The sequence below is a fragment of the Mesorhizobium sp. C432A genome, assembly GCF_030323145.1.
Classification (GTDB): domain Bacteria; phylum Pseudomonadota; class Alphaproteobacteria; order Rhizobiales; family Rhizobiaceae; genus Mesorhizobium.
The window spans coordinates 5,569,641-5,595,237 of sequence record NZ_CP100470.1; the positions used below are offsets into that span (position 1 = coordinate 5,569,641).

The following is a 25,597-nucleotide window of genomic DNA, read 5'->3' on the forward strand; positions in this document are numbered from 1 at the left end:
GTCTCAGATCCCGTAAGAAAGTGCAAGGTAAACCACCGGCGCCAAGATCAGCAGAACCGCGATTCCGATAACCACTGCGATTGCCAGGCGCTCTGTTCGCCTGACAAGCTCAGCGACCTTGTCGTCGTCAGCCGATGGTATGAGGTCAAGAACGGAAGAAACCTCCGCAGGACTGTCGTTGTCGTTTGCGGGTCGGGTTGCGCCGTCACGCACAGATCTCTGGACAAAGGTCACTGTTAGCCTCGCTATTGAAACGCACGCCGTTGGCGGTGTCACGACAATCGGGTGCCCGCTAACCTCTCAGGAATGGCGGGCACCCGATTGACCACCGATGAAGGGACTCATGCTCGGCAGCCCGGTTCCAATGTATCGGGAGGGCATAGGTTGCCCGCCTTCAGGCCTATGGCTCCGACGTCAGGACTTCAGTCATACCCTGTTCGGACCTTGGTCTGGCAATCGACGAAGCGATGGCCGCCATTTTGTTTCGACGCAGAAAATGCGGGAACATTAGTAGGCTCTTACGAGTTCACTCCCAGCAACTAGTTCGGGAGAGATACGGTGAACAACATAATCTGGCTCATCGGAGCAGTCGTTATCGTGATTGCGATACTGAGCTTCCTGGGCTTCCGATAAACGTGGCAGCTGAATTGCGGTCGGAGCCTATTGCCATCTGCGCCTTGTAGGCCTCGCTTTCGCGTTGGCCGGGCGCTTTGCATGTGGGCTTTGGCGTTCGCTCTCAGGTGGCGCTTAAATTCCTTCTCTTCGAACCTTACAGAATGCGCGTCGCAAGCAGGTCGCAAGGGCGACGGTCCTATTGCAACAGTCGGATCGACGCCATCGCCGACGAAATCAACAAAGCATGCTGCGTCAGCTCGCCTCGCGCATCGCCTCGGCGGCCTGCAGATCGACCGAGACCAGTTGGCTGACGCCCTGCTCGGCCATGGTCACGCCGAACAGGCGGTTCATGCGCGCCATCGTGATCGGGTTGTGGGTGATGATGACGAAGCGCGTCTCGGTGGTCGCGGCCATTTCGTCCATCAAATTGCAGAAGCGCTCGACATTGTGATCGTCGAGCGGCGCGTCGACTTCGTCGAGCACGCAGATCGGCGCCGGATTGGTCAGGAACACCGCAAAGATAAGCGACATCGCCGTCAGCGCCTGCTCGCCGCCGGACAGCAGCGTCATGGTCTGCGGCTTCTTGCCGGGCGGACGGGCCAGGATTTCGAGCCCGGCTTCGAGCGGGTCGTCGGATTCGATCAGCTGCAATTCGGCCGTGCCGCCACCGAACAGATGCGAGAACAGCCGCTGGAAATGGCCGTTGACCACCTCGAAAGCGGCAAGCAGCCGTTCGCGGCCTTCGCGGTTCAGGCTCTGGATCGCTTGCCTGAGCTTGCGGATCGCCTCGATGATGTCCTCGCGCTCGGAAACGATGGCCTCCAGCCGGTCCGACAGTTCCTTCTGCTCTTCCTCGGCGCGTAGATTGACGGCGCCGAGCCGCTCGCGCTCAACCTTCAGCCGGTCGAGCTGGCGCTCGATGTCGGCCATTTCCGGCATCGGGCTGTCGGCTTCCAGGCCGGTATGGCGGATGACCAAATGCGGCGGCGTGTTCAGCGTTTCCTGGATGCGCGCCTCGACCTCGAGCCGGCGCTCGTCGGCGGCGGTCAATCGCTCTTCGGCGCGGACGCGGGTTTCGCGGGAATCGGCCAGCGACTGGATCGCCGCGGTGGCGGCCTTGTCCAGCTCGGCCTGCTTGGTCTCGGCCTCCTGCAAGCGGTCGGCGGCCGCCTTGCGCAAGGTCTCTGCCTCGGTCAGCTGCGACAGCAGCGCGCGGCGCCTGGCGTCGATCTCGTCGGGGGCGTCGGCCAGCGTTTCGCGCTCGGCCTCGGCCTCGGCCCTGCGCTCGCCGAGCGAGGCGATCTGCGTCGAGGCGTTTTCGGCCCGCTGCAGCCAGTTGCTGCGCTCGGCGCCGATGGCATCGAGCCGGCGCGTGCGCGCCTCGGCTTCGCGGCGCAGGCCTTCATGGACGGCACGCGCGTCGGCCAAGGTTGCGCGATCGCGGCTGACATTGGCGGCGGTCTGTTCGAGCTGAAGTTGCAGGTCGCCGAGATCGGGGGCGTCCTGCAGCAGCATTTCGGCCTCGGCGAAGGCGGCGGCCGTTTCTTCATGGCTGTCGACGATTCGCGCGCGCGCCTCGTCCAGGGCGGCGCGGCGGCTTGCCAGCTCGCCACCGGCCTTTTCGGCCTCGGCCAGCGCGCTGCGGGCGGCGTCCAGGCCGTGCTGGGCATCGCGCCCGGCCTGGCGGGCGTTGCGTTCGGCCTCGCTCGCCTCACGCAGCGCCTGTTCGGCCTGGGCAAGGGCAGCCTCTGCCTCACGCATCATCTGCGTCGCCTGCACCGCCTCGGCATCGAGCTCGGCCAGCCGGTTCTTCTGCGCCAGCCTCTGCGCGGCCGCGGTCGGTGCATCGGCGCTGGCGGTCAAGCCATCCCAACGCCACAGCGCGCCGTCACGGCTGACCAGCCGCTGGCCGGGGGCAAGCAGCGTCTGCAGGCGTTTGCCGTCCGCCGCATCGACGATGCCGATCTGCGCCAACCGGCGGGCAAGCTGCGAAGGCGCGCGCACCACGCTGGCGAGGCTCTTGAGGCCTTCCGGCAAAGCCGCATCGCCTGGTTCAACCTGGCTTTCGCCCCAATGCACCGGCGCGCTGCGGTCGAGCGGCACGTCGAGATCCTCGCCAAGCGCAGCACCGAGGGCCGTCTCATAGCCGCGTTCGACGCTGAGTTGCTCCAGTACCGACGGGAAAAGATCGCCGCTGGCGGCATTGAGGATCTTGGCCAGCGTGCGGGCTTCGGTCTCGATGCCGGCGAGTTCGGCCCTGGCATCCTGCAGCGGCGGACGGGCGGCACTCTCGGTGGCGCGCGCCTCGGCGACCGCCTGTTCGGCAGCAATGGCGCCGGCCTCGGCCTCCTCCAACCGGGCGAGCGCGTCCTCGACCAGAGCGCGCTTCTCGGCGGGATCGGGCAAGCCCGCAACCTTCGACACAATCTCGGACAATTCGCGGTCGACATCGGCCAGCTGGCGGGCAAAGCGATCGCGGCGTTCGGCGTTTTCGCGCAGCGTTCGTTCGATCTGATTGCGCGCGGCGGCGGCCTCGGCGCGTTCGGCGGTCAGCGCAGCGAGCTTGGCTTCGCTCTGCGACAGCGTTGCGCCGGCCTGCTCGAAAGCGGCCCGCGTCGTGGCCTCGCGTTGGGCGGCGCCGGCATTTTCGGAATTGAGCGTGGCTTCTTCCTCGCGCAGGCGCTCAAGAATATCCGCATTGTCGCGGACCATGCGCTCCTCGCGCGCGATGTCGCCGTCGAGCTGCTGCAGCCGGCGCTCGAGTTCGGCCTGGCGGGCGCGGATGCGGCCTGCCTCCTCCTCGATCTGCGCCTTGGCGATGGACAGGCGCTGGAAGGCGGCGGCAGCCGCGGCCTCGGCGTCACGCAGGTCCGGCAGCCGGTGGGCGCCGATGCCTTGCTCCCGGGCGGCAGCCATCTGGGCGGCGGCGCGGTCGCCGACCAGAGCTGTGGCAACCGCCAGCGCCGAACGCGCATCGCCCTCCTGGGTCTTGGCCAAGGTCCAGCGCAGATGCAAGAGCGTGGCTTCCGCCTTGCGGATATCGGCCGACAGGTTCTTGAAGCGCGATGCCTGGCGCGCCTGGCGCTTAAGGCTTTCGATCTGGCTCTCCAGTTCGCCGACGACATCGTCCAGCCGTTCCAGATTTTGTTCGGCCGCCTTCAGCCGAAGCTCGGCCTCGTGACGGCGCGTGTGCAGGCCGGAAATGCCGGCGGCCTCTTCGAGCAGCGCGCGGCGCGCCTGCGGCTTGGCCTGGATCAGTTCGCCGATGCGGCCCTGTCCGACCATGGAAGGCGAGCGCGCGCCGGTCGACTGGTCGGCGAACAGAAGCTGCACGTCCTTGGCGCGGGCTTCCTTGCCGTTGATGCGGTAGAGCGAGCCGGCTTCGCGCTCGATGCGGCGCGACACCTGCAATTCATCGGCGTCGTTGAAGGCGGCGGGCGCGGTGCGGTCCGAGTTGTCGAGGAACAGCGTGACTTCGGCGGTGTTGCGGGCCGGGCGCGTTCCCGAGCCGGAAAAGATCACGTCGTCCATGCCGGACGCGCGCATGTTCTTGTACGAGCTTTCGCCCATCACCCAGCGCATCGCCTCGACAAGGTTCGACTTGCCGCAGCCATTCGGCCCGACAATGCCGGTCAGGCCGCGTTCGATGACGAACTCGCCGGGTTCGACGAAGGATTTGAAGCCGAGGAGGCGAAGGCGCGAAAACTTCATTCGCGCCTGCCTGGAAGGCACAAAGGTGCGCTGACGCCGAAGCGCAGTCGCTCCGGCGCCGCCTGGACGTCAGAGCAGAGGGTCGATGATGGCCGATATTTCCTCAATCGACATCGCACCTTTGTAGGTTTTCCCGTTGATGAAGAAGGTCGGTGTCGAGTCGACCTTGAATTCATCGGCGCCGCGCTTCTGGACCGATCTCACATCGTCCAGAAGTTTCTGGTCCGTCAAGCAGGCCTCGAAGGACTCCTGTGTAAAACCGGCGAGCTTGGAGATCTGCAGCAGCGCATCCTTGGTATTGTTGACGCCGACCCAGTTGGCCTGCTGCTTGAACAGCACGTCGACCATCGGGAAATAATTGTCCTTCGAACAGCGCGCCAGCATGAAACCGGCCTCGGCGCTCGGATCGAACGGGAATTCGCGCAGGATGTAACGCGCCTTGCCGGTGTCGATGTATTTGGTCTTCAACTCAGGGAAGGTGGTCGCCGCGAAATGCGCACAATGCGGGCAGGTCATCGAAGCATATTCGACGATGGTGACCTTGGCGTCATCCTTGCCGAGCTGCTTGTCGGGCAAAGCGCCGGGCTTCAGCAGTTCGGCCATGTCGACATTGCCGGAAGACTCCGGGACCTTGACGGCGGCCGGAGTGGCAGGCGTCGAAGCAGGCGCGGGAGCCGCAGGCTTCACATCCGCTGCTTTGGCGTCCTCGCCTGAATCGCTGCATGCGGCGAGCATAGCCACTGCCGGAATGACGGCCAGCGAAGACAGGAGGTTTCTGCGGGACAAGCTACGGTTCATGCGAATCACCTGACTGTGGTTTGATTTTGCAACGCAAAGGCTAGAAAAGGCGAGAGTTGGCGGGAATTAAGGCATCGCCGTCCCCATTCCAATCGCCAAACTCTACATGCAGGATCACGAATGCGCGAGATAGATGACGCGTTCATGACCGACTGATTACCGGTTGATTACCTTGGCCGCTTCCTTTGGCCAAGAATTGTGGCGCCAAGACGCTCCAGCGAGGCGCGCAAGCCTTCATCCTCGATCTTGCCGACGGTATCGGACAATTTGGCCTTTTCGACAGAAGTCAGTGCTCTCGGCGTCGGTTTCGGCCGGGCTTTGTCCCTCAGCACCGGCTTTTGCACGATCCGGATCCTGCCGATCGCGTTGAAGCCGAGAAAGGCATTGACGCGGTTGATGATCTCGCCGGTCTCGTGCTGTAGGTGCAGCGCGGCCATGCCCTCGCAGGCGATGACCAGCACCGCCGGCTCGAACGGATCGTCCTCATGCATGCGGCGCGGCCACTGGATTTTTTCGGGGCGCGAATGGCCGGCGAGCCTGGGGCCGGCGATCTCTTCCCATGACTGCACCAGCCCGATCGAAATGCCGGCCCGCTTGCGCAGCACGGGGTCGAGGATCGCGGTCGCGAGATCGCTCACCGGAACGGGATTGCCGTAAGGCGTTCTCCCTGCCATGTACGTTCTCCAGCCACGCTCCTCACCAGCCTAGAGCCAGCCCGCGATCAATGGCACTGCACGAACAGACCCGCAAGGCCGCATCCGGACCAACTCTATCGGGAGAGATCGCCGCGCGTCTGCTTGCCTGGTACGACGCGCACCATCGCGAACTGCCGTGGCGGATCACGCCGCACGCCGCGGCCGGCGGTGCACGGCCGGACCCCTATCGCATCTGGCTTTCGGAAGTGATGCTGCAGCAGACCACGGTCGAAGCGGTAAAATCCTATTTTCGCGCCTTTGTCGAGAAATGGCCTGATGTGAAGGCGCTGGCGGCTGCGCCGGCCGAGGATGTGATGAAGGCCTGGGCCGGGCTCGGCTATTATTCACGGGCGCGCAACCTCAAGGCCTGCGCCGATCTGGTTGCGAGCCAGGGCGGCCGTTTTCCCGACAACGAAACGGGATTGAGGGAATTGCCGGGGATCGGCGCCTATACGGCGGCGGCGATCGCGGCGATCGCCTTCGACCGTCCGGCGGCGGTCGTCGACGGCAATGTCGAACGTGTCATCTCGCGGCTCTATTCGATCGCAACGCGGCTCAGCGAGGCAAAGCCTGAAATCCGCGCGCTCGTCGCAAGACTGGTTCCGCAGACAAGGCCGGGCGACTTCGCCCAGGCAATGATGGACCTTGGCGCCACGATCTGCACGCCAAGACGGCCGCGCTGCATGCTGTGCCCGGTGCGCGAGGATTGCAGCGCCATCCTGTCCGGCGACCCCGAGCGCTTTCCGGTCCGCCTGCCCAAGGTCGACAAACCACTCAGGCGGGGTGCCGCCTTCGTCGCCGAGCGCGGCGACGGCGCCATCCTGTTGCGCAAGCGGCCTGACAAGGGCCTGCTCGGCGGCATGACCGAGGTGCCGACCACAGGTTGGACAGCGCGGATCGACGGTGCAACCACTTCGGAGGCAGCGCCCTTCCCTGCCGACTGGCGGCGCGCTGGAGAGATCGCGCATGTCTTCACCCATTTCGCGCTCGAGCTCGAAGTTTTTCACGCTCAAGTGAAAAGTGATGCGCCGGAAGGGCATTTCTGGTCGCTGGCCCATGACATTTCCGGAGAAGCGCTGCCGACCGTCATGAAAAAGGTCATCGAAGCAGCGATACCGGGCGCAACCAAAAAACACCGCCCAATTGACTAGCATTCGCTTTGAAAGGCCAGAAATGACTGAAATCCGCCATATCGTGTTCGACATCGGCCGCGTCTTGCTCCACTACGATCCGAACATTCCGTTCAGCCGCCTCATTCCCGATGCCGAAGAGCGCAAGTGGTTCTTCGACAATGTCTGCACGCATGACTGGAACATCGAGCAGGATCGTGGCCGGACGTGGGAAGAGGCGGAAGCGCTGCTGATCGCGGATTACCCGGATCATGCTGAAAACATTCGCAATTTCCGGCGCTATTGGAACGACATGGTGCCGCATGCCTATGAGGACAGCGTCGCCATCATGCTCGGCCTGATCGAGAGCGGCCGCGACGTGACCATGCTGACGAACTTCGCCGCCGACACGCTTGCCGAGGCAAGACTGCGCTTCGATTTCCTTAGCCGCCCGCGCGGCGTGACCGTGTCGGCCGATATCCGTGAGATCAAGCCCGACCGCGCCATCTACGACCATCACGTGGTCGCGTTCGGCCTGGAGCCCTCCGCCACGCTGTTCATCGACGACAGCCCCAGGAATGTCGACGGAGCCAGGGCGGCTGGCTGGAATGCTGTGCTGTTCACAGATGCAAAAACGCTCAAGGCGGACCTAGAGCGGTATGGCATCGCGGTGTGAGCCGCGCAGAGGCCGGAAGGTAGCGCTCTACGACTTTACACCCTGAGATCAAGCCCCTGCCCGTTCCATGCCGAGCCTGGCGATGCGGCGCAGTTCGTCGATCGGGGTCAGGCCGCCCGAGCGCTCATAGTGCCAGAAGGTCCAGCCATTGCAGGCGTCCAGGCCCTGCACTTCGGCGCCGATCTTGTGGATCGAGCCGGCGCTGTCACCGATGGCAACCGTGCCGTCGGCGCGTACCTTGGCCGACCAGCGCTTCTTGGCATCGTAAAGCGTGGCGCCGGGCTGCATAAGCCCGGTATCGATGAGGCTGACAAAGGCGACGCGCGGCTCGGCGCGCTTGCCGGTGAGCACGGTGAGATCGGCGGTTTCCAGCGGCCGCACGGCATCGATGCGCTCATTGGCGGCGTCGATATAGGCCTGCTCGCGCTCGATGCCGACGAAATGGCGGCCAAGCCGCTTGGCCACGGCGCCGGTTGTGCCGGATCCGAAGAACGGGTCGAGCACGATGTCGCCCGGCTTGGTCGAGGCCATCATGATGCGGGCGAGCAGCGCTTCCGGCTTCTGCGTCGGATGCAGCTTGTCGCCATTGTCGTTCTTCAGCCGCTCGCCGCCAGTGCAGATCGGGAACAGCCAGTCGGAGCGCATCTGGATGTCGTCGTTCGATGCCTTCATGGCTTCGTAGTTGAAGGTATAGCCCTTGCCCTTCTGGTCGCGCGAGGCCCAGATCATGGTCTCATGCGCGTTCTGGAAGCGGCGACCGCGGAAATTAGGCATTGGGTTGGTCTTGCGCCAGACGACATCGTTGAGGATCCAGAAGCCGAGATCCTGCATCTTGGCGCCGACGCGGAAGATGTTGTGGTAGGAGCCGATGACCCAGATGGTGCCATTCGGCTTCAGCACGCGGCGTGCCGCCAGGAGCCAGGCGCGGGTGAAGGCGTCATAGGCCTCGAAACTCTCGAACTGGTCCCAGTCATCGTCGACGGCGTCGACCTTGGACTGGTCGGGCCGGTGCAAATCGCCGTCGAGTTGCAGATTGTAAGGCGGATCGGCGAAGATGACGTCGATGGATTTTTCCGGCAGCCGGTCGAGCGCGGCGACACAATCGCCCTTGAGGATCGTGTCCAGCCACTCGGATTGCTGGGGGGCGTGGGAGAGGTCGGCGAGAAGACGCACGGCAGACATTTTTACACCCAAGGCACGCGTTACTGTTTACTCCCCATTATGGTTACCGATCAGCGTAAATATTCGGTGAAGGACGCAACGGTCCAGGCAGCCCTGACGTCGTCAATTTGCGCAGCCCGGCCCGTTGGTGTATGTCGCGCCGCTTGAGCCTTGCCGGGCCTCCATCACCCTCCCTCGTTCGGATTGCCATGCCCCAGCCAGATCTTGTCATCTTCGATTGCGACGGCGTGCTCGTCGATTCCGAAATCATCGCAGCCCGCGTCGAGGCCGAATTGCTGACCTTGGCCGGATATGAAATCTCGGCTGAGGAATACGCCGAAACCTATGCCGGACTGACCTTCAAGGACATCATGATGCGGGTCGAGCAAAAATCCGCCATCCCGTTCCAGGCCTCGATGATCGACCGGGCCGAAGAGCTGGTCGACCGCAAACTGCGCAGCGACGTGCGCGCCATCGACGGCGTGCGCGAGGCGGTCGCCGCGGTCACCGCGCCGCGCTGCGTCTGCTCGAACTCACGCTTGGAGCGGATCGAGTTCATGCTCGAGAAAGTGGGCCTGCTGCCGTTCTTCGCCGGCCGGATTTTTTCAGCGCTGGAAATACCAAGCAAGAAAACCAAGCCCGCGCCGGATGTGTTCCTGATCGCGGCGCAGCAACTCAACGCCAATCCGGCAAACACCTTCGTCATCGAGGATTCGGTGCACGGCGTCACCGGCGCCAGGGCCGCTGGCATGCGCGTGATCGGCTTCACCGGCGCCGCGCACAGCTATCCCGGCCATGCCGATGTGCTGACCGAAGCCGGCGCCGAAACCGTCATCCGCCGCTGGGCCGAACTGAAAAGTGTGGTTGCCGCTCTGTCGGAATGGTCGGACGCCTGAACCGATCAGTCCTTGGCTTTGGCCGACTTGGCCGGTTTCTTCTTTGCCCTGTTGTAGGCAATCGCGGCACGGACGAGCGCTTTCAGCGCATCCGCATCGATCTCGTCGCCCTCCGCCACATCGATGGCGCGCCACACCTTGCCGTTGAGCCCGTTGTTGAACAGCCTGTCGGGATCCGGCAGGCTGGCGCCGTGAGAAAAGGTCAGCTTCACCTTGTCCTTGTGAGCGTTGCCGACGGCGATCATGCCGTCGCGTGACCATACCGGGCTGCCCATCCACTTCCACTCCTCGATGATTTCCGGGTCGGCGTCGAGGATGGTCTTGCGCAGGCTGGCCAACGTCTTGCCCCGCCAATCGTCCAGCTCCCGGATTCGGGCATCTATCCGCTCGGAGGCAGAGGCGCCTCCCTCGTCCTTGCTCGACATGCTGACCTTCATGGTCTGCCTCCGTTCACATCTTCTCGCCGGGCAATCGGCTGGCCTGGCTCACCCAGGAGGCGAAGCGGGCTTCGTCGATCTCTTCGCCTTCATGGATGTCGAGATAGCGCACTTCCTTTTGCCTGGAACCGCCGGGAGGCACAGGATCGAGCGACGTGCCGCGAAAGAAGGCGACTTTGACGTATCTGGTGAAGCAATGCAGGCTGAGGAACCAACCCTCGCCCTCGATGCCATAGAACGGTGAGTTCCACTTCACCGCCTTGCAGACGCTGGGGACGGCGCTGACGATAAGTGCGTCGATCCAGCGCCCGACATCGCTTTTCCAGCCCGGCATGGCAGCAATATAGGCCTGCACCGGAGCGTCCCCATAGGCCTTCGGGATCTGCGGGTTGCCGCCCGAAAGCAGGACCGGCTTTTCCGGCTTGTCTGGGGCCGGTTTTGCGACCTTCGATTTTCCCGGCGCCTTGGCCATGTCCTACCTTGCGCGCCCTGCTCGCCACGCGATCTCGCGACGTAAGGCAGCACGAACATGTAGAGGCCGCTGAACAGCAGCAGGAATAGCGGCAGCAGCGGCGAATAGACCACCCAGGCCGGAGGTTGCCCGAACGCCATGGTGATGAAATTGGCTGCCACGGTCAGCGTGAAGATGATCGACAGCCAACGATGGGTTTGACGTATCCATTTGCTCAAGTTCATTGCAACTTCCTCTTGAAACCAGCGCCTACCAACGCGCCAGTTGGGTGATCTGGATGAGATTGCCGCAGCTGTCGTTGAGCTGGGCGATAGTCGAGCCGGTCACTTCTGTCGGCGCCATGGCGAACGCACCGCCGCGTCCCTTGATGCGCTCGTAATCACCCTTGACGTCGTCGGTGAACAGCATGAGCGCGGGCTGCCCCTGCTTGAAGATGGCCTGCTGGTAGGCCTTGGCGGCCGGGTTGTCGTTGAGCGCCAGCTGTAGCTCGGCTCCCTCGGGCTCATCGGGTGAGATGACGGTCAGCCAACGAAAAGGCCCATTGCTGAAGTCGGCCTTCACGGCAAAGCCCAGCACGTCGGTGTAGAAGCGCAGTGCGTTGTCCTGGTTGTCCACATAGACGCTGGTCAGCTTGATCTTCATCGATTTACTCCTTTTTGCATTCGGTGCCCCGCGATCAGGGCATGGTACCGGCAGGCTTCAATCCGGCTTCGCCAGGACCTGCTCCAGCTTGGTGAGGAATTGCTGCCACCCGGCCCTGGCGCCGCCATAGGCCTGCTTCTGGCTCGGATGGAAGCCCGACTGCTCGACGCGCAGATGGGTTCCCGAGCTCGTGGGTGTGAGCGTGAACGTCACCACGCTCGTCAGATTGTAGGCGGCATCCTCATGCGCAAAATCCCAGCTGTAGGACAGCGTCCTGTTTTGCTCGATGGCCAGCACCTCGCAGTCGAGCACGCCGCCCCAGTCGCCGCGAAGATTGAAGCTGTGGCCGACGACAGGCTTGAAATCGTTCTTCATGAGCCATTCCTCAATCAGATGCGGCTGCGTCAACGCGCGCCAGATCTTCTCCGCCGGCCAGGATATTTCACGTTCGACGACGACGGTGCGCAGCTCGGGATTGCTCACTGGTCCATCCTTTTCAGCAGGCTCTCGAGATCATCGAAGCGGCTCTCCCAGAATCCAGTCATTTGAACTGTCCAGTCGGTCAGCGGGCCAAGTGCCGCGGGCTGGGCGCTGTAGTGGGTCTGGCGTCCGGCGTGGCGGTCACGCACCAGGCCGGCCAGCTTCAGGACGCCGAGATGCTTCGACACCGCCGGTTGCGAGACCCCGGACTGCGCCGTCAGCGCCCCCACGGTCTGCTCACCTTGGCGGCACAAGCGCTCGAAGATGGCCCGCCGGGTCGGGTCGGCAAGCGTTCTGAACAAAGTATCGTGGGCGTCCGGCATCGGGATCAATAACCTGCGAGCTATTGATTGACGTATAACCGCCGGGATATGGATGAGTCAAGTGCGCTGGCGGAATGGATCGAGATTAAAGCGCAGACGCGACCTGCCGCAGGCGCACGCCTGCAGGATTACGATCGGATCGTTTGGATCTTTCAAAGAGTTGACCGGCACCGTCGCAGCAGCGACGGTGCCCAGGCGCTTAGTTCGTCGCGGGAGCGCGCTTCTTTTTCTTGCCGGACTTCTTGTCCGCCGCCGCCGGCGCGGTGTCGTCATAGCCGGCATAGACAGTGTAATCCCGGGCGGAGGGTTCGGGCACGACGACGTTGGGATCGGTGAACACGAATTGGGTGGCGGTCGAGGGATCGCTGACCTGGATCTGATAGGGGTGAATTTGCGAATAAAGCACGTCGGGGCCGTGCATGACGGCAATGCGGATCGGCATGGTGATGGTGCCGGGGGCGAACAGCGGTCCCGGCACGATCTTGCCGGCAACGCCAACCTTCATCGTCAACTGGCCGTTGGCACGGCTGCAATCGCGGCTCACATCGCTGATCGAGGCCTGGTAGATGATCTTGGCCGGATCCTTGTTCGGATCGACGATGGAGCCGTCAGGCGCCGTCTGCGCGGCGGCCGCGGCCTCGGCATCCTGTGCCGCATCAGCCTTTTTCTTTCTCGGCTGCGGCGCGCCCTTGGCGTAGGTATTGAAGTAGGCGGTGCCATCGCGCACCGTCACTTTCGGGCAGTAGGCCTGCAACTGGCTGGCGAGAACCTTGGGATCCTGCGGCGGTATTGGCGCATTCGGGTCGGTCTTCTTGCCGAAACCGAGATTGAGGATGCCATTGTCGCTCGATTGGCAACCGGCGGCGGCAAGCATAAAGCCGGTGAGCGCCAGACCCGCGACAAAGCGACGGTTGAACTTGTGAAACGCCATGAAACTGCACTTCCCTCTCGCAAAGTTGGTGACGTATAGCAACGCCACGGCAAAAATGCGACTGAGCCGGCTCGGAAAATTAACCAATTGCCGTGGATGAACCGGCGGCAGCAATGGACCTTGACGATGCGCTATGTGAGTACCCGCGGGGATGCACCCGTGCTTGGATTTGCCGACGCGGTGCTGGCGGGGCTGGCCCGCGACGGCGGGCTTTATGTGCCGCAGACATGGCCGCAGTTTTCGGCAGCCGAGATCCGCGCCATGCGCGGCCTGCCCTATGCGGACCTCGCCATCCGCGTGCTGACGCCGTTCCTCGGCGGCGAGATCGCCGCACCCGTCTTCGAGCGCCTGGTGCGAGAAGCCTATGCCACCTTCCGCCACCAGGCCGTCTGCCCGCTGGTGCAGACCGGCGCCAACACGTTCATCCTTGAACTCTTCCACGGTCCGACGCTGGCCTTCAAGGACGTTGCCATGCAGCTGCTTGCCCGGCTGATGGACCATGTACTGACTGAGCGCGGCCAGCGCGCAACCATCGTCGGCGCGACCTCGGGTGACACCGGCGGCGCCGCCATCGATGCCTTCGCCGGCCGCGACCGAACTGACATTTTCGTGATGTTTCCGCATGGCCGCGTCTCGCCGGTGCAGCAGCGGCAGATGACGACATCGACGGCCACCAACGTCCAGGCGCTGGCCATCGAAGGCAATTTCGACGATTGCCAGGGCCTGCTGAAGGATATGTTCAACGATCATGGTTTTCGTGATCGCGTGTCGCTGTCGGGCGTCAATTCGATCAACTGGGCCCGCATCATGGCCCAGATCGTCTATTATTTTTCCTCGGCGCTTTCGCTCGGCGCGCCGGACAGGCCGGTCTCCTTTACCGTGCCGACCGGCAATTTCGGCGATATTTTCGCCGGTTACGCCGCCAAGAAGATGGGCCTGCCGATCGAGCGGCTGATCGTCGCCACCAACGACAACGACATATTGGCGCGCACTTTCGCGACCGGTGAATACCGCACCAAGGGTGTGTTTGCGACGACGTCGCCATCGATGGACATCCAGGTATCGTCGAACTTCGAGCGACTGCTGTTCGAGGCCTGCGACCGTAACGCAGAGACGGTGCGGCGTTACATGGCCGGCCTCAAGCAATCCGGCGCCTTCACCATCGAAACCGCAGAAATCGACCGGATGCGGTCCGAATTCGACGCCGGACGCGCTGATATGGACGAGGTTGCCGCCACCATCCGTTCAACGCTCGAATCCAGCAATTATCTGCTCGATCCGCACACGGCCGCGGCCGTGCATGTCGCCGCCGGCAAGGCTGACGGTGCAGTGCCGATGGTGGTGCTGGGCACGGCGCACCCGGCCAAGTTCCCGGCCGCGGTCGAAGCCGCCTGCGGCGTGTCGCCGGCCCTGCCCGCATGGCTGGGGTCCTTGATGTCAGCCGACGAAAAGTACACGGTACTTCCATCCGACCTGAAAATGGTGGAAGATTACGTGAGCCGCCACTCAAGGGCAGCGCGTTAGGGAGTACTTGCCATATGGGTGTTGAGGTAAGCCGTCTGTCGAACGGCCTGACAGTCGCCACCGAAACCCTTCCAAGCCTCGAATCCGTTGCCCTTGGCGCCTGGGTCAAGTCCGGCGCCCGCAATGAGCGTGACGACGAGCACGGAATGGCCCATCTGCTCGAGCATATGGCCTTCAAGGGTACGAAAAGGCGGACGGCCTTCGAGATCGCCTCGGAAATCGAGGATGTCGGCGGCGAGATCAATGCCGCCACATCAGTCGAGACGACGTCCTATTACGCCAGGGTGCTGTCCGACGATGTGCCGCTGGCGGTGGATATCCTTGCCGATATCCTGCAGGAGTCCGAATTCGACCCAGAGGAACTGGAGCGCGAGCAGCATGTGATCCTGCAGGAGATCGGCGCCGCGCACGACACGCCCGACGACATCGTCTTCGACCGTTTCACCGAGACCGCCTTCCGCCACCAGACGATCGGCCGCTCGATCCTCGGCACGCCGGAAACCGTCAAATCCTTCACCTCCAAACAGCTGCATGATTTCATAGAGCGCCAGTATGGCGCCGAGAAGATGGTGATCGTGGCGGCAGGCGACATTAAGCACGACAATTTCGTGCGCGAGGTCGAAAAGCAGCTCGGCGGTTTCCGCAGCAAGTCCGACAGCACGATGCCGCAATATGCGCAGTATGTCGGCGGCGATTTCCGCGAGGATCGCGACCTGATGGACGCGCAGATCGTGCTCGGCTTCGAAGGCCGAGCCTATCATGTGCGCGATTTCTACGCTTCGCAGGTGCTGTCGATGATCCTCGGCGGCGGCATGTCGTCCCGGCTGTTCCAGGAGGTCCGCGAAAAGCGTGGCCTGTGCTATTCGGTCTATGCCTTCCACTGGGGTTTTTCCGATACCGGCATCTTCGGCGTTCATGCCGCGACCGGGCAGAGCGACATTGCCGAACTGGTGCCGGTCATTATCGACGAGCTGCAGAAGGCCGGCGAGAATATCCTTCAGGAAGAGCTCGACCGCGCCCGCGCGCAATACCGCGCCGGCCTGATCATGTCGGCTGAAAGCCCGGCCAGCCGCGCCTCGCAGATCGCCAGGCAGCTGCTTCTGTTCGGCCGGCCGATCGCCAAGGAGGAGTTGATGGAACGGCTGTCGGCGCTGACCGTCGAGCGGCTGACCGACCTTTCGTCCCGGCTGTTTTCGACCAAGCCGACGCTGACTGCGGTTGGACCGGTGGGTACGCTCGCGCCCTATGAGGCGATTCTCGATTCGCTTGCGGGCACGCACACCACGGCCCGCAAGCTCGCCGTCTAAGCCTTCAAGCGCCGGTGTTCGCGCTCCCTTTCTTTCGCCGTGACCTGCCGGCACTGAAAGGCGACCGGGTCATGCTGCGCGTGCCCTACACCAACGACTATCGCGAATGGTCGGCGGTGCGCGGCGAAAGCCGTGCCTTCCTCGAACCGTGGGAGCCGCGCTGGACGCCCGATGAACTCGACCGCACCGCCTGGCGGCTGCGCATCGGCCGCTACCGCGAAGACTATGCGCAGGGAACCGCCATCGCCTTCTTCATCTTCGAGAAGGCGAGCGGCAAGCTTGCAGGCGGCATTACGCTCGGCAATATCCGCCACGGCGTCTCGCAAAGCGGCCATGTCGGCTACTGGATCGGGGAGCGGTTCGGCGGCCGCGGCCTGATGACCGACGCGGTCAAGGTGGTCTGCCGCTTCGCCTTCGATACGCTGAGGTTGCACCGGATCGAAGCTGCCTGTATTCCCGACAATGTCCGGTCGATCCGCGTGCTTGAAAAAGCCGGATTCCGGCGCGAAGGACTTCTGCGATCCTACCTCAGGATCAACGGCATCTGGCAGGACCACTACCTCTACGCCCGGATCGCGGACGATCCGCCGGGCGCTGGAACGAAGGACTGATTTTTGACGAATTTCCTGCGAAACGGGTCGCTGTTGGCCTTTGTTCTGGCGGTTGTCGTCACGCTTTGCGCGGCGCTCCCGGCCTTCGCCGTCGAACCGATCAAGATTGCCCGCGACGATGTCGCGCTCGACCTGTCGCGCGCCGTCCAGATCTACGTCAATCAGGGCGAAAACTTCCAGGTGTCGACCGCGCCCGGTCCCGACGGCATCGTCCGGCGCATCGAGGTCGAGGCCAATGACGCGCGCTCGAGCGGCGACTGGGCGGTGTTCGCGCTCGCCAACACCACCGACCAGCAGCTCGACCGGCTGATCGTGGCGCCGCATTTCCGGCTGGTGAATTCCGGCATCTTCTGGCCCGATCTCGGCGCCACCCGCATCGCCGCGATCACCCCCAGCGAGGGCTTCGCGCTCGACCGCCAGTCAAGCTCCGACGCCGACGTGTTCCGGGTGACGCTGAACCCGGGAACGGTGATCACTTTCATCGCCGAACTCGCCTCGCCGAAGCTGCCGCAGGTCTATCTATGGGAGCCGGAAGCCTACAAGGACTCGGTCAATTCCTATACGCTGTTCCGCGGCATCGTCATCGGCATCGCCGGGCTGCTGGCGCTCTTCCTGACCATCCTTTTCGTCGTCAAGGGAACCTCGATGTTTCCGGCGACAGCCGCACTTGCGTGGGCGGTACTTGCCTATATCTGCGTCGATTTCGGCTTTCTAAACAAGATCATAGAGATATCGCCCGGGAACGAGCAGATGTGGCGGGCGGGAACGGAGGTGGCGCTTGCGGCGACCTTCGTGGTGTTCCTGTTCGCCTATCTCAACCTCAACCGGTGGCACGGCCATTTCAGCTATGGCGCGCTGGTCTGGATCCTCGGTCTGGTGCTGATTGCGGGTGTGGCCATCATCGATCCGGCCGTCGCCGCCGGTATTGCCCGGCTGTCCTTTGCCGCCACCGCGCTGACCGGGCTCGGCCTCATCATCCTGCTCGGTCTTCGTGGTTACGACCGTGCGATCATGCTGGTGCCCAGTTGGGTGATGGTGCTGCTATGGCTGTGCGGGTCGTGGATGGCGATCACCGGCATGCTCGACAACGACATCGCCCAGCCGGCATTGGGCGGCGGGCTGATCCTGATCATCCTTTTGATCGGCTTCACCGTCATGCAGCATGCCTTTGCCGGCGGCGCGCTGCATCAGGGCCTGTTCTCCGATCTTGAGCGCCAGGCGCTGGCCGTCGCCGGCTCCGGCGACACGGTGTGGGACTGGGACGTGCTGCGCGACCGCGTCGTCACCAAGCCCGACGTCAGCATCCAGCTTGGCCTGGCGCCCAACAGCCTGGGGGGTGCGGCCCGCAACTGGCTGCCGGTGCTGCATGCCGACGACCGCGACACGTTCCGCACCACGCTCGACGTGGTGCTCGAACATCGGCGCGGCCGGGTCTCGCAGAATTTCCGCCTGCGCGGCGCCGACGGGCACTACCACTGGTTCTTGCTTCGGGCGCGGCCGGTGATCGGCTCGGATGGCGAAGTGATTCGCTGCGTCGGCACCATGGTCGACGTCACCGAGCAGAAAAAGTCCGAGGAAAGGCTGCTGCACGATGCCGTTCACGACAATCTGACCGGCCTGCCCAACCGCGAACTTCTGATGAACCGGCTGGAAGCCATCATCTCGATCGCGCGCACCGAAGAGAAGGTGCGCCCCACCGTCTTCGTCATCGACATCGACCGTTTCAAGCAGGTCAATGACGGGCTTGGCATCTCGGCCGGCGACACCATCCTGCTCACCATTGCGCGCCGCTTGCACCGGCTGTTGAAACCGAAGGATTCGCTGTCGCGCTTTGCCGGTGACCAGTTCGCCCTGATGCTGCTCTCCGAACAGGAACCCTCCCGCATCGCGGCGGTGGCAGACGCCATCAAGCACGCCATCAACAACCCGATCACCTTCGCCAAGCGCGAGATCGTGCTGACTGCCTCGATCGGCCTGATCACCTGGACCTCGGCGCAGACTTCGGCAGAAGACATGGTCAAGGACGCCGAGCTTGCCATGCACCAGGCCAAGCGCTTCGGCGGCGACAGGATCGAGCCGTTCCGGCCGGCCTTCCGCACCGTCGGCACCGACCGGCTGCAATTCGAATCCGATCTGCGCCGCGCCATCGAGCGGCGTGAGTTCACCCTTGCCTACCAGCCGATCGTACGGCTGGAGGACGGCAGCATTGCCGGCTTCGAGGCGCTGCTGCGTTGGGACCATCCGCGCCGCGGCATGATCCCGCCGGGCGATTTCATCCCGGTCGCCGAAAGCTGTGGCCTGATCGTGCAGCTTGGGCTGTTTGCCATGCAGCAGGCGGCCGAAGACCTCGCCGGTTGGCAAAAGCAGATCGGCGACACGCCGCTGTCGGTGTCGGTCAATCTGTCCAGTCGCCAGCTGATCCGCCGCGACCTGGTCAGCGATGTCCGCTCGGTCATCGCCCGCGCCAATCTGAAGCCGCGCTGCTTCCGGCTCGAACTTACCGAATCGCTGGTCATGGACAATCCAGAGCAGACCTCGCATGTGCTGACCAAGCTCAAGCAGCTCGGCATCGGCCTGTCGCTGGACGATTTCGGCACCGGCTATTCCTCGCTCGCCTATCTGACCCGCTTCCCCTTCGACACCATCAAGATCGACAAGAGCTTCGTCGACGACGCGACGCCGAAGCGGGCGGTGCTGCTCAAATCCATGGTCAACATGGCGCATGAACTCGGCCTGTCGGTGGTGGCCGAGGGCATTTCCGACGAAAGCGATGCGCTGGAACTGCGCCAGATGGGCTGCGAGTATGTGCAAAGCTTCATGTTCGGCGCGCCGATGCCAGGCGACCAGGTGCTGAAGGCGTTGAAAGAGCAGTACCCGATGACGCAGGCGTGATGGGTGAGGCATGCGTCGTGCAGGCGCGTGGTTACATTGGAATGAACCCCGAAAATTAGCTGAAGCGACCGCGCCTTCGTCATCCTAGGGCGAAGCAAGGAGCGCAGCGACGCGGCGCAGACCCTAGGATGACGAAAGTGGCGGGCGGCTTCGGCTAGTCGCGAAGGTTCGGCGGAACGTCGGCGAATGCGAGGCCTCAGGCGTGCCCCGCGGCCAGGCTCAGATGCGCCAGATCAATCCCGATCGATGCCAGGATGCGGTCGTACTTCCGCTCGATGTCGGCGTCGAACAGCAGCTCCGGCGTGGCCGGACAGGTCAGCCAGCCATTCTCGGCGATCTCGGTTTCCAGCTGGCCGGCGCCCCAGCCGGAATAGCCGAGCGCCATCAATGCGCGCCGCGGGCCGCGGCCGGACGAGATGGCGCGCAATATGTCGACCGTCGCGGTCAGGCAGATATCGTCGGAGACGGTGAGCGAGGATTCCACCCGGTAGTCGCCCGAGTGCAGGACGAAGCCGCGGCTACGGTCGACGGGGCCGCCATTGCGCACGACGAAGTCGCGAGCCTGCGCCGGCAGCCTGATCGCCTCCTGCTCGTTCATGATGCCGAGCTGCACCAGAAGATCGGGAAACAGCATCTGTTGCGTCTGGTTGATGATCAGGCCCATGGCGCCTTCATCGCTGTGCGCGCAGATGTAGATGACCGAGCGCGTGAAGCGATCGTCCTTCATGCCGGGCATGGCAATCAGGAACTGGTCGTCAAGAAAGCCGCGTCCACCGGCTGTCTTTTTGTGGCGCAACAAGTCCATGGACTGGAGCGTAACGCGTTTCCGGGACGCCGAAAAGATGCGCCGCGTGCGATTCGGCCAAAGCCCAACGGTTGGAACAACGGAATCTTGACTGCGAACTTCACTCGGCCGATTGCTTGAAGCCAACTGTTCCTTGCCCGAAGGTCACGCAAATATGATACGCAGAGCGCCATGAAAACATTGCGCGGCCATGAACTGACGATCAAATCAACGCCATGCAAAGCTTGAAAATCCTGCTGCTCGGTATTGCTATCGGATGCGGAGCAGTCCTGCCCGCCGCCGCCTCCTCGTCGGAATGGTACAACAGCGAAGGCGGCAAGGTGCGGCTGGTGACAACAGGCAAGGCCGACGAGGCCGGTCGCATACAGGGCGTGCTCGACATCGCGCTCAAGCCCGGCTGGAAAACTTATTGGCGCGATCCGGGCGACGCCGGCGTGCCGCCGCAGATCGACGTTTCGGCCAGCACCAACATCACCGATGCGGCGTTTTCCTTCCCGCCGCCGCAGCGCCATGACGACGGCTACGGCAAATGGGCCGGCTACAACCATCCGGTCTCGCTGCCGGTGACATTCACTTTGTCGTCGCCTGGGGATGCGGCCGTCATCGATGCCGACATCTTTCTTGGCATCTGCGAGACGATCTGTATTCCGGTGCAGACGCGGCTGAGCGTCGATCCCGCCGCCGATCCCGACAATGCCGAGGATGCGGCGCTGGTGAAGGCTGCACTCGCCACCTTGCCCGCGCCTGCCAAGCCCGATTTCGGGATCAAGGTGCTGCCGGGCGACCATGAGACGCTGATGGTCGAGGCGACTTTTCCCGGAGATCCGGAGGCGGCGGATTTATTCGTCGCCGGGGGACGCGATTATATGTTCGGGGCGCCTGCACGCAGCGAAAAGGACGGCCGGCTGGTATTTACCATTCCGATCCTCGACCGGCCGTCGACGACACCGACCGATGGCGGGTTGTATTACACCCTGACAAGTGCCGAAGGCGCGGTCGAGGGCGTTCTGCCGTTCCCCTGATACCGAACCCGATCCGGGCTTTCCCTTGATCCAGGCCTTGTCGGCGGTTGCGGGAGATGCCCGATTTCGCTATCGCAAGAAACCTTCCCTGCTTTTCACACGAGGACCATCATGACGATTGCCGTTGGCGACAAACTGCCCGATGCGACCTTCAAGGAAATGACCGCCGACGGCGCCAAGGTGATCACCTCGGCCGAGATTTTCGCGGGCAAGAAGGTCGTGCTGTTCGGCGTTCCAGGCGCCTTCACGCCGACCTGCAGCAACAATCATCTGCCGGGCTATCTCGAGAACCACGATGCCATCCTGGCCCGCGGCGTCGACACCATCGCCGTCGTGTCCGTCAACGATGTCCATGTCATGGGCGCCTGGGCCAATTTCACCGGCGGTCAAGGCAAGATCCTCTATCTCGCCGACGGCAATGGCGACTTCGCCAGGTCGATCGGCCTCGACTCCGACTATTCCAGCGGCGGCATGGGATTGCGCTCGAAGCGCTTCTCGATGATCGTCGACAACGGCAAGGTCACCGCGCTCAACGTCGAGACCAAGCCAGGAGTCGACACGTCGGGTGCCGCTCACATTCTGAGCCAGCTCTAAACCGCGGCGGCCGCCTCGGCTCATGAACGCCATGGCCTGACGACCACGCGCTTCCAGCCGGATTGCCTGCTTTGGGGGACATCGACGATGTTTGACATCATCTGGCGCAGCATTGCGATTGGCATCGGCGCCACGGTGCTGATGGATCTTTGGGCGCTGTTCCTGCATCTGGCGCTCAGTCAGCCGCGGCCGAACTGGGGGCCGCCCGGCCGCTGGGTCTGGCACCTTAGGGAAGGCAAGGTTTTCCACGACGATATCGCCCAAGCCGCACCCTATGCGCATGAGCAGGCGCTGGGCTGGGCTTTCCACTATGTCACCGGCATCGTCTACGGCTTCATCCTGGTGGCGCTGGTGGGCACGGCATGGTTGGACGCGCCGACCTTCCTGCCGGCCTTCATCCTCGGCATGGTCACCATCGGCGCCGGCTGGTTCCTGCTGGCGCCCGGTATGGGCGGCGGCTGGGCTGCCTCAAAGCGCCCCAACGCGATGCAGATCCGCGCCTTCAACGTGATCTCGCACACGGTGTTCGCGCTCGGCCTCTACGGCACGGCCCTGCTGATCCGCTGAGGACGGGTTCTATCTGTTGGTCGCGCGCGGCTTCATCGCGGCTACGGTATCGATGATCTCCTGACATCCGCTTTAGCGCGGCGCCAGACTGTCTATCGGCCGCCATCCGTGGACGACGCGGCGCGTGCCGACATCATAGGCGAAGTAATTACCACCGCCGGCCGGCTGGTCCGCCGCGCGGCTGATTGCGCGGCCGCTGAGCGAGAGCAGCAGCAATGTTCCGACGCCGCCATGGCCGACGAAGGCAATGTCGCCGCCGTCGGCAGCACCCAGCACCGTTTCGACCTCGCTGACAATGCGTTGCTGGGCGTCGATGGCCCGTTCCCAGCCGCGGATGCTTTTGTGCGGGTTGGCGAAGAACTGGTCGGCGACCACCTCGAACTCCGGCGGCGGCAGGAAGCCGGTTGCCGACCGAACGTTCTCATGCATGCGCTCCCTCACCTCGACCGCGAGGCCGAGGTGTTTGCCAAGAATCTCGGCGGTTTCGATCGCCTTGCGCTCGGCCGACGAGACGACACGGCGGATCGATCCGACCCATGGCTGATCGAGAATGGCTGATGCTCGCGCTCGTCCGATCTCGGACAGCCCCAGTGCGGCACGGGAACGTTGGCATCGATCTGAACCTGGGGATGGGTGATGTAGTATACGATCGGCATGAGTGAGATCCCCTTGCCGATAGCTTGAGCTCAATAGCTCTGGGTCGAGCGCCGTGCCCGTGGCGCCGGCTGCTTCTCGGATGCCGCCGGCTTCAGCGCCACTTTCAGCGCCGCAGGTTTGGCTGAGCCCCTCTTGAACGGCGCCATGCCTTCCCTTGCGAGTTCGTCGGCGCGTTCGTTCTCGGAGTGGCCGGCATGGCCCTTGACCCAGTTCCAGGTCACCTTGTGGCGCCGATTGGCCTCATCCAGCGCCTGCCACAGTTCACCGTTCTTGACTGGCTTCTTGTCAGCGGTCTTCCAGCCGTTTTTCTTCCAGCCGTGGATCCATTTGGAGATACCGTCCATGACATATTTGCTGTCGGTGTGAAGCTCGACGGCGCACGGCTCCTTCAGCGCATTCAGCGCCGAGATGGCGGCCAGCAGCTCCATACGGTTATTGGTCGTCTCGGCCTCGCCGCCCGACAATTCCCTGGTCTTGCCGTTGAAGCGCAGGATGGCGCCCCAGCCGCCGGGACCGGGATTGCCCGAGCAGGCGCCGTCGGTGAAGATTTCAACCTGCTTGGTCATGTCAGTCCGTATTCAGAAGGCGACTTGATCGCGCGGTGGAAGCGCATGCGGCGGATATATTCGGTCGGATCGCGCTTCATGACCAGCCCGCCGTCGGGAACGGTCAGCCAGTCATAGAGCCGGGTCAGCATAAAGCGCAGCGCCGAGCCGCGAGAAAGCATCGGCAGCGCTGCTTTCTCGCCATCGCTCAAAGGCCGCACGCTCTGATAGCCGGCCAGCAGCGCCGTGCCTTTGGTCAGGTTGAAGGAGAAATCCTTCTCGAAACACCAAGCATTGAGGCAGGTGGCGACGTCATAGGCGTAGAGGTCGTTGCAGGCGAAATAGAAGTCGATGAGGCCGGACAGTTTCTCGCCGAGGAAGAAGACATTGTCGGGAAACAGATCGGCATGGATGATGCCTGCCGGCAGGCCTTGCGGCCAATGGCGTCCGAAGTCGGCGAAATCCGCGTCGACCTCGGCCGCCAGTCCCGGCTCGACCTCGTCGGCGCGGTCGCGCGAGGCGTTCCACAATTTGCGCCAGCCCTCGATGGCCAGTGCGTTGTCACGCGTCATCGCAAAATCCTGGCCGGCGAGATGCAGGGCGGCGAGCGCCTTGCCGACCTCCGCGCAATGCGCCGCTGTCGGCCGCCGGAGCGACAGGCCTTCGAGGAAGGTGATGATGACCGCGGGACGGCCGGCCAGCGTGCCGATGACGGTGCCGTCATGCGCGGTCACCGGCAACGGGCAGGAAATGCCTTTGCGGGCGAGATGGCCCATCAGGCCGAGGAAGAACGGCAGGTCGGCCTTGTCGACGCGCTTCTCGTAGAGCGTCAGTATGTAAGAGCCGCTTGAGGTGTGCAGCAGGAAATTCGAATTCTCCGTGCCTTCGGCGATACCCTTGTAGGACAAGAGTTCGCCGACCGGATATGCCCTCAGGAACGCGCCGAGTTCGCCCTCATTGACGTCGGTGTAGACCGCCATGGGCTGTTCACGCGGCTCCGTTGACGAAGGCCATGTCGGCCCGCGTCAGTTCGACATCGCGCAGAACCCGCATGACTGGAAAATCCTCCGTTTCGGTGGCCGTGATCGCCAGGTCGATGTTCACCTCGAAGCGCTGGCGGAAGGCGTCGATGATCTCGTCGACGATGATCTCCGGCGCCGACGCGCCGGCAGACAGGCCGAGCGTCGATATATTTGTGATGTCATTCCACGGAATTTCGGCGGCGCGCTGTACGAGAAGCGACATGGTGGCGCCGGCGCGCTCCGCCACTTCGACAAGACGGCGCGAATTGGAGGAATTGGGCGCACCGACGATCAGATAGAGATCGGCGCCGGCGGCGGTTTCCTTGACCGCTTCCTGGCGGTTGGTGGTGGCGTAGCAGATCGATTCGGCGGCCGGTGCATGCAGTTGCGGGAAGCGCTCCTGCAGCACCCGCAATATGCCGGCAGTGTCTTCGACCGACAACGTTGTCTGGCTTACGAAGCCGAGCGCTTCCGGGTCGGCGGGGGCAAAGGTCCCAGCGTCGGCTTCGGTCTCGATCAGCGTGACGGCGCCTTCAGCCAGTTGGCCCATGGTGCCGATCACTTCGGGATGGCCGGCATGGCCGATCAGAAGCACATGGCGGCCGAGCCGCTGATGGCGCATCGCCTGCTTGTGCACCTTGGACACCAGCGGGCAGGTGGCGTCGAGATAGAAGAGCTCGCGTGCCTTGGCGTCGGCCGGCACCGATTTCGGCACGCCGTGGGCCGAGAAGACAACCGGCGACTTGCGGTGCTCGGCCGGGATTTCCGAGAGTTCCTCGATGAAAACCGCGCCAAGGCTTTGCAGGCCCTCGACGACATAGCGGTTGTGCACGATCTCGTGGCGGACATAGACCGGCGCGCCGTATTTCTTCAACGCCAGCACGACGATCTGGATCGCGCGGTCGACACCGGCGCAAAAGCCGCGCGGCTGGCAGAGCCGGATCGTCAGCGGTGGTTTTGTGGCGGTCTGCAGCATGATTCCAGATCGGTTGATCGTATCGTTTGGCGAAATGAGGTGTGCACCCCTGCCCTGTCAAGGGCAGTTGGATCAGGTTGAATGGTCAACCTGATCTAACTCTTTGTTGGAGCATGATCTTGTCCGAAA

At 63.4% G+C, this 25,597-nt stretch carries 24 protein-coding genes and 2 pseudogenes; 10 read left to right on the top strand and 16 right to left on the bottom strand.

The window, feature by feature from the left end; all coding sequences use genetic code 11:
- Positions 1–867: 867 nt before the first annotated feature.
- The 3 genes from smc to NLY33_RS27390 all read right to left on the bottom strand — a co-directional run bounded on the left by smc (position 868) and on the right by NLY33_RS27390 (position 5,798).
- On the bottom strand, positions 868–4,326 hold the full coding sequence (smc, locus tag NLY33_RS27380) for a chromosome segregation protein SMC (RefSeq protein WP_286439414.1): 3,459 nt from the start codon (positions 4,324–4,326) through the stop codon (positions 868–870).
- Between the two features lie 69 nt (positions 4,327–4,395).
- A complete protein-coding gene (locus NLY33_RS27385; RefSeq protein ID WP_023692056.1) occupies positions 4,396–5,124 on the bottom strand; it encodes a DsbA family protein in 729 nt (242 codons plus the stop codon).
- A 167-nt stretch (positions 5,125–5,291) separates the two neighbouring features.
- Complete coding sequence (locus tag NLY33_RS27390) at positions 5,292–5,798, bottom strand: DUF721 domain-containing protein (protein WP_023687168.1); 507 nt, start codon at positions 5,796–5,798, stop codon at positions 5,292–5,294.
- Between the two features lie 50 nt (positions 5,799–5,848).
- Between NLY33_RS27390 and mutY the strand changes: the two genes are divergently transcribed.
- A complete protein-coding gene (gene mutY / locus NLY33_RS27395; protein WP_023668390.1) occupies positions 5,849–6,970 on the top strand; it encodes an A/G-specific adenine glycosylase in 1,122 nt (373 codons plus the stop codon).
- 22 nt (positions 6,971–6,992) lie between these two features.
- The gene (locus NLY33_RS27400) at positions 6,993–7,604 is read left to right on the top strand and encodes an HAD family hydrolase (RefSeq protein ID WP_023706678.1); all 612 of its coding nucleotides are present in this window, start codon (positions 6,993–6,995) and stop codon (positions 7,602–7,604) included.
- A gap of 48 nt (positions 7,605–7,652) precedes the next feature.
- On the opposite strand, the gene NLY33_RS27405 is transcribed toward NLY33_RS27400, so the two are convergent.
- Complete coding sequence (locus tag NLY33_RS27405) at positions 7,653–8,786, bottom strand: site-specific DNA-methyltransferase (protein ID WP_023668392.1); 1,134 nt, start codon at positions 8,784–8,786, stop codon at positions 7,653–7,655.
- 188 nt (positions 8,787–8,974) lie between these two features.
- Here NLY33_RS27405 and NLY33_RS27410 point away from each other — a divergent pair, with 188 nt between their 5' ends.
- Positions 8,975–9,661 carry an HAD family hydrolase gene (locus NLY33_RS27410; RefSeq protein ID WP_023706677.1) on the top strand — a complete coding sequence of 229 codons (687 nt, stop codon included), beginning with the start codon at positions 8,975–8,977 and terminating at the stop codon, positions 9,659–9,661.
- Positions 9,662–9,666: 5 nt separating this feature from the next.
- Here the strand turns inward: NLY33_RS27410 and NLY33_RS27415 are convergent, their stop codons facing one another.
- The 7 genes and pseudogenes from NLY33_RS27415 to NLY33_RS27445 form a co-directional block, all read right to left on the bottom strand.
- Positions 9,667–10,098, bottom strand: a complete 432-nt coding sequence (locus NLY33_RS27415; RefSeq protein ID WP_023668394.1) for a DUF1801 domain-containing protein — start codon at positions 10,096–10,098, stop codon at positions 9,667–9,669.
- Positions 10,099–10,111: 13 nt separating this feature from the next.
- The gene (locus NLY33_RS27420) at positions 10,112–10,570 is read right to left on the bottom strand and encodes a DUF1801 domain-containing protein (protein WP_023668395.1); all 459 of its coding nucleotides are present in this window, start codon (positions 10,568–10,570) and stop codon (positions 10,112–10,114) included.
- An 8-nt stretch (positions 10,571–10,578) separates the two neighbouring features.
- Positions 10,579–10,794: pseudogene (locus NLY33_RS27425) on the bottom strand (hypothetical protein); the annotation flags it as partial.
- Positions 10,795–10,819: 25 nt separating this feature from the next.
- Positions 10,820–11,212 carry a VOC family protein gene (locus NLY33_RS27430; protein WP_023668397.1) on the bottom strand — a complete coding sequence of 131 codons (393 nt, stop codon included), beginning with the start codon at positions 11,210–11,212 and terminating at the stop codon, positions 10,820–10,822.
- A gap of 57 nt (positions 11,213–11,269) precedes the next feature.
- Positions 11,270–11,695, bottom strand: coding sequence for an SRPBCC family protein (locus NLY33_RS27435; protein ID WP_023668398.1), 426 nt, complete (start codon positions 11,693–11,695; stop codon positions 11,270–11,272).
- Positions 11,692–12,015 carry an ArsR/SmtB family transcription factor gene (locus tag NLY33_RS27440; protein ID WP_023668399.1) on the bottom strand — a complete coding sequence of 108 codons (324 nt, stop codon included), beginning with the start codon at positions 12,013–12,015 and terminating at the stop codon, positions 11,692–11,694. The genes NLY33_RS27435 and NLY33_RS27440 overlap by 4 nt, the downstream gene beginning before the upstream one ends.
- Before the next feature lie 199 nt (positions 12,016–12,214).
- Positions 12,215–12,946: a hypothetical protein gene (locus tag NLY33_RS27445; RefSeq protein WP_023668400.1), complete on the bottom strand. Its 732-nt coding sequence runs from the start codon at positions 12,944–12,946 to the stop codon at positions 12,215–12,217.
- Positions 12,947–13,072: 126 nt separating this feature from the next.
- Here NLY33_RS27445 and thrC point away from each other — a divergent pair, with 126 nt between their 5' ends.
- From thrC to NLY33_RS27465, 4 genes are read left to right on the top strand one after another with little or no spacing between them, the layout of a single operon-like run.
- The gene (gene thrC, locus NLY33_RS27450; RefSeq protein ID WP_023709657.1) at positions 13,073–14,470 is read left to right on the top strand and encodes a threonine synthase; all 1,398 of its coding nucleotides are present in this window, start codon (positions 13,073–13,075) and stop codon (positions 14,468–14,470) included.
- Between the two features lie 14 nt (positions 14,471–14,484).
- Positions 14,485–15,777, top strand: coding sequence for a M16 family metallopeptidase (locus NLY33_RS27455; RefSeq protein ID WP_023668402.1), 1,293 nt, complete (start codon positions 14,485–14,487; stop codon positions 15,775–15,777).
- Between the two features lie 14 nt (positions 15,778–15,791).
- Positions 15,792–16,388, top strand: a complete 597-nt coding sequence (locus NLY33_RS27460) for a GNAT family N-acetyltransferase (RefSeq protein WP_023668403.1) — start codon at positions 15,792–15,794, stop codon at positions 16,386–16,388.
- A gap of 3 nt (positions 16,389–16,391) precedes the next feature.
- Positions 16,392–19,280 carry an EAL domain-containing protein gene (locus NLY33_RS27465; RefSeq protein ID WP_023706671.1) on the top strand — a complete coding sequence of 963 codons (2,889 nt, stop codon included), beginning with the start codon at positions 16,392–16,394 and terminating at the stop codon, positions 19,278–19,280.
- A 196-nt stretch (positions 19,281–19,476) separates the two neighbouring features.
- On the opposite strand, the gene NLY33_RS27470 is transcribed toward NLY33_RS27465, so the two are convergent.
- Positions 19,477–20,085 carry a YqgE/AlgH family protein gene (locus NLY33_RS27470; RefSeq protein WP_023668405.1) on the bottom strand — a complete coding sequence of 203 codons (609 nt, stop codon included), beginning with the start codon at positions 20,083–20,085 and terminating at the stop codon, positions 19,477–19,479.
- A gap of 215 nt (positions 20,086–20,300) precedes the next feature.
- Between NLY33_RS27470 and NLY33_RS27475 the strand changes: the two genes are divergently transcribed.
- The 3 genes from NLY33_RS27475 (at position 20,301) to NLY33_RS27485 (ending at position 22,268) form a co-directional block, all read left to right on the top strand.
- The gene (locus NLY33_RS27475; RefSeq protein ID WP_023706670.1) at positions 20,301–21,107 is read left to right on the top strand and encodes a protein-disulfide reductase DsbD domain-containing protein; all 807 of its coding nucleotides are present in this window, start codon (positions 20,301–20,303) and stop codon (positions 21,105–21,107) included.
- Positions 21,108–21,218: 111 nt separating this feature from the next.
- Positions 21,219–21,701 carry a peroxiredoxin gene (locus tag NLY33_RS27480; protein WP_023698522.1) on the top strand — a complete coding sequence of 161 codons (483 nt, stop codon included), beginning with the start codon at positions 21,219–21,221 and terminating at the stop codon, positions 21,699–21,701.
- Positions 21,702–21,788: 87 nt separating this feature from the next.
- Positions 21,789–22,268: a DUF2938 domain-containing protein gene (locus NLY33_RS27485; RefSeq protein WP_023706669.1), complete on the top strand. Its 480-nt coding sequence runs from the start codon at positions 21,789–21,791 to the stop codon at positions 22,266–22,268.
- A 72-nt stretch (positions 22,269–22,340) separates the two neighbouring features.
- Here NLY33_RS27485 and NLY33_RS27490 read toward each other — a convergent pair.
- The 4 genes and pseudogenes from NLY33_RS27490 to ispH all read right to left on the bottom strand — a co-directional run bounded on the left by NLY33_RS27490 (position 22,341) and on the right by ispH (position 25,468).
- Positions 22,341–22,924 (bottom strand): annotated as a pseudogene (locus tag NLY33_RS27490) (histidine phosphatase family protein).
- Positions 22,925–22,954: 30 nt separating this feature from the next.
- The gene (rnhA, locus tag NLY33_RS27495; protein ID WP_023706667.1) at positions 22,955–23,491 is read right to left on the bottom strand and encodes a ribonuclease HI; all 537 of its coding nucleotides are present in this window, start codon (positions 23,489–23,491) and stop codon (positions 22,955–22,957) included.
- Positions 23,488–24,450 carry a homoserine kinase gene (locus NLY33_RS27500; RefSeq protein ID WP_023706666.1) on the bottom strand — a complete coding sequence of 321 codons (963 nt, stop codon included), beginning with the start codon at positions 24,448–24,450 and terminating at the stop codon, positions 23,488–23,490. The genes rnhA and NLY33_RS27500 overlap by 4 nt, the downstream gene beginning before the upstream one ends.
- 7 nt (positions 24,451–24,457) lie before the next feature.
- Entirely contained in the window at positions 24,458–25,468 is a 1,011-nt protein-coding gene (gene ispH / locus NLY33_RS27505) for a 4-hydroxy-3-methylbut-2-enyl diphosphate reductase (RefSeq protein WP_023692071.1), read from the bottom strand.
- Between the last annotated feature and the right edge of the window lie 129 nt (positions 25,469–25,597).

Bases quoted from the DNA above. Each gene is read 5' to 3' on its own strand.
- smc (WP_286439414.1), bottom strand. From the start codon at position 4,326: ATGAAGTTTTCGCGCCTTCGCCTCCTCGGCTTCAAATCCTTCGTCGAA.
- NLY33_RS27385 (WP_023692056.1), bottom strand. From the start codon at position 5,124: ATGAACCGTAGCTTGTCCCGCAGAAACCTCCTGTCTTCGCTGGCCGTC.
- NLY33_RS27390 (WP_023687168.1), bottom strand. From the start codon at position 5,798: ATGGCAGGGAGAACGCCTTACGGCAATCCCGTTCCGGTGAGCGATCTC.
- mutY (WP_023668390.1), top strand. From the start codon at position 5,849: ATGGCACTGCACGAACAGACCCGCAAGGCCGCATCCGGACCAACTCTA.
- NLY33_RS27400 (WP_023706678.1), top strand. From the start codon at position 6,993: ATGACTGAAATCCGCCATATCGTGTTCGACATCGGCCGCGTCTTGCTC.
- NLY33_RS27405 (WP_023668392.1), bottom strand. From the start codon at position 8,786: ATGTCTGCCGTGCGTCTTCTCGCCGACCTCTCCCACGCCCCCCAGCAA.
- NLY33_RS27410 (WP_023706677.1), top strand. From the start codon at position 8,975: ATGCCCCAGCCAGATCTTGTCATCTTCGATTGCGACGGCGTGCTCGTC.
- NLY33_RS27415 (WP_023668394.1), bottom strand. From the start codon at position 10,098: ATGAAGGTCAGCATGTCGAGCAAGGACGAGGGAGGCGCCTCTGCCTCC.
- NLY33_RS27420 (WP_023668395.1), bottom strand. From the start codon at position 10,570: ATGGCCAAGGCGCCGGGAAAATCGAAGGTCGCAAAACCGGCCCCAGAC.
- NLY33_RS27430 (WP_023668397.1), bottom strand. From the start codon at position 11,212: ATGAAGATCAAGCTGACCAGCGTCTATGTGGACAACCAGGACAACGCA.
- NLY33_RS27440 (WP_023668399.1), bottom strand. From the start codon at position 12,015: ATGCCGGACGCCCACGATACTTTGTTCAGAACGCTTGCCGACCCGACC.
- NLY33_RS27445 (WP_023668400.1), bottom strand. From the start codon at position 12,946: ATGGCGTTTCACAAGTTCAACCGTCGCTTTGTCGCGGGTCTGGCGCTC.
- thrC (WP_023709657.1), top strand. From the start codon at position 13,073: ATGCGCTATGTGAGTACCCGCGGGGATGCACCCGTGCTTGGATTTGCC.
- NLY33_RS27455 (WP_023668402.1), top strand. From the start codon at position 14,485: ATGGGTGTTGAGGTAAGCCGTCTGTCGAACGGCCTGACAGTCGCCACC.
- NLY33_RS27470 (WP_023668405.1), bottom strand. From the start codon at position 20,085: ATGGACTTGTTGCGCCACAAAAAGACAGCCGGTGGACGCGGCTTTCTT.
- NLY33_RS27475 (WP_023706670.1), top strand. From the start codon at position 20,301: ATGCAAAGCTTGAAAATCCTGCTGCTCGGTATTGCTATCGGATGCGGA.
- NLY33_RS27480 (WP_023698522.1), top strand. From the start codon at position 21,219: ATGACGATTGCCGTTGGCGACAAACTGCCCGATGCGACCTTCAAGGAA.
- NLY33_RS27485 (WP_023706669.1), top strand. From the start codon at position 21,789: ATGTTTGACATCATCTGGCGCAGCATTGCGATTGGCATCGGCGCCACG.
- rnhA (WP_023706667.1), bottom strand. From the start codon at position 23,491: ATGACCAAGCAGGTTGAAATCTTCACCGACGGCGCCTGCTCGGGCAAT.
- NLY33_RS27500 (WP_023706666.1), bottom strand. From the start codon at position 24,450: ATGGCGGTCTACACCGACGTCAATGAGGGCGAACTCGGCGCGTTCCTG.
- ispH (WP_023692071.1), bottom strand. From the start codon at position 25,468: ATGCTGCAGACCGCCACAAAACCACCGCTGACGATCCGGCTCTGCCAG.